2 protein-coding genes are annotated in these 2,213 nt (G+C 76.4%); one reads left to right on the top strand and one right to left on the bottom strand.

Going from position 1 to position 2,213, the window contains the following annotated elements; translation table 11 throughout:
• Window positions 1-35: 35 nt before the first annotated feature.
• On the bottom strand, window positions 36-1,511 hold the full coding sequence (locus RIF68_RS34980; protein ID WP_309055572.1) for a PLP-dependent aminotransferase family protein: 1,476 nt from the start codon (window positions 1,509-1,511) through the stop codon (window positions 36-38).
• On the opposite strand from RIF68_RS34980, the gene RIF68_RS34975 reads away from it, so the two are divergent.
• A partial coding sequence (locus RIF68_RS34975; RefSeq protein WP_309055571.1) for a DMT family transporter occupies window positions 1,510-2,213 on the top strand: 704 nt, incomplete at its 3' end. The two genes, RIF68_RS34980 and RIF68_RS34975, sit on opposite strands and share 2 nt — an antisense overlap.

Here is a 2,213-nt window from a genome sequence, read left to right as displayed (position 1 = left end):
CGTACCGCCGCCGCGGGACCGCCGCGCCCCCGGGCTCAGTCCGACGCGGGGTGCTCGGCCCTCCCCCCGCCCGTACCGCCGGTGAGTTCGTCGACGGCCGTCCGCAGGCGGAGGACGCCTTCCGCGATCTCCGTGGGTCCGGCGACACCCGCGAAGCTCAGCCGGAGGTGTCCCGCCGGCGGTTCCGCGCAGAAGTACGGGCGGCCGGGGGCGGCCACGACCCCGGCCCGCAGGGCGGCGGCCAGGAGGGAGGCCTCCGGCAGGGCGTCGGGGAGCCGGAGCCACAGGTGGTAGCCCCCGGAGGGGACGTGGGGCAGGGCGAGGGAGGGGAGGTGGAGGGCGAGGGCGCCGGTCATGACGGTCCGGCGGTTCTTGAGCTCCTGCGAGACGGCGCGCAGGTGGCGGGGCCACGCCGGGGAGCCGACGAGTTCGAGGGCGGCTTCCTGGAGGGGTCGGGGGACGAAGAAGCTGTCGACGACCTGGATGGCGCGGAGGCGTTCCATGACGGGCCCCCGGGCGGCGAGCGCGCCGACGCGGAGGCTGGCCGAGGTGGGCTTGGTGAGCGAGCAGACGTGCACGACGACGCCGTCGGGGTCGTCGGCGGCGAGCGGCGGCGGCAGCGGCCCGGCGTCCTCGTGGACGAGGCGGCGGGCGAAGTCGTCCTCGACGACGAAGGCGCCGGCGGCCCGGGCGATGCGGAGCACCTCGCGGCGCCGTTCCGGTGCGAGCACGGCGCCGGTGGGGTTCTGGAAGAGGGGCTGGCAGACGACGACCCGGGCCCCGGTGGCGCGGAAGGCGGCTTCGAGGAGGTCGGGGCGGATGCCGTCGGCGTCGGTGGGGACCGGCACGGGGCGGAGCCCGGAGGCGCGGGCGACGGCGAGCATGCCCGGGTAGGTGGGCGATTCGACGAGGACGGGGGCGCCGGGCGGGGCGAGGGCCCGCAGGGCGGTGGTGAGGGCCGACTGCCCGCCGGCGGTGATGAGGACCTCGGCGGCGGTGACGCCGCCGCCGATCTCGCGGGCGAACCAGGCCCTCAGTTCGGGCAGGCCGTCGGTGGGCGGGCGGCCCCAGGCGCCGGGCCGGCGGCCGGCGCGGGCGAGGGCGGCGGCGAGGGCGCGCTCGGGCTGGAGGGAGGGGTGCAGATAGCCGCCGTTGAACTCGACGACACCGGGCGGGGGTGCGGCGAGGGTGGCGAGGACCCCGGAGGCGTCGACGGAGCGGGGGACGAGTTCGGTGGCGGTGTCGGCGCTGAGGGCGACCTCCTGCCAGGAGGTGTCGCCGGTGACGGGCGCGGCGTGGCGCGGTTCGGCGCGGAAGGCTCCGGCGCCGGGCCGGGTGACGACGAGCCCCTCGGCGACGAGCTGGGCGAGGGCGCGGGTGACGGTCACCGGGGAGACCCGGTAGCGCTCGACGAGCGCACGGCTCGACGGCAGCTTTCCGCCAGGTGAGTAGCGGTTGAGCTCCGCTCTCAGGGATTTCGCCAGTTCCGCCACACTGCTACGCTCATGCATGACAGCACAGAATAGCGCTACTTCCCCGAAGGCGATAGCGGTCGCCGCTTCTCCGCAGGGCACCGGCACCCTGCTCGCCGCTCTCGGAGTGGTCTCCTTCTCGCTGACCTTCCCGTCCACGGTGTGGGGCCTGGAGAGCTTCGGGCCCTGGTCCCTGGTGGCCGTCCGTTCGACGCTGGCCGCGCTGCTCGCCGGTGCCTTCCTCCTCGTGGGGCGGGTCCCGCTGCCCGACCGGCGCCACTGGGCGGGTCTCGCCGTGGTCGCCGGCGGCGTGGTGATCGGCTTCCCGCTCCTGACGACCCTGGCCCTGCGGACCTCCACCACTTCGCACGCCGCCGTCGTCGTGGGTCTGCTGCCACTGACCACGGCGGCCTTCGCCGCGGTACGGACCGGCCGGCGCCCGTCCCGTACCTTCTGGATCGCGGCCGTCTCCGGGGCCGCCGTGGTACTCGCCTTCACCGTCCAGCAGAGCGGCGGGGCGCTGTCCGCCGGCGACCTGTACCTCTTCGGCGCGCTCCTGGTCTGCGCGGCCGGGTACACCGAGGGCGGCCGGCTCGCCCGGCTGATGCCGGGCTGGCAGGTCATCGGCTGGGCCCTGGTCCTCTGCCTGCCGCTGATGGCGCCCGCCTCGGCGGTCGCCCTTGCCCTGGAGCCCGTGCGCCTCACCGCCCACGGCGTGCTCGGCCTGGTGTGGGTGGCGGC

It is taken from the genome of Streptomyces sp., from assembly GCF_031178505.1.
Lineage (GTDB): Bacteria > Actinomycetota > Actinomycetes > Streptomycetales > Streptomycetaceae > Streptomyces > Streptomyces gulbargensis.
The sequence above is the reverse complement of the archived record's forward strand: the minus strand, read 5'-3'. Positions and strand labels throughout refer to the sequence as shown.

Bases quoted from the DNA above. Each gene is read 5' to 3' on its own strand.
- RIF68_RS34980 (WP_309055572.1), bottom strand. From the start codon at position 1,511: ATGCATGAGCGTAGCAGTGTGGCGGAACTGGCGAAATCCCTGAGAGCG.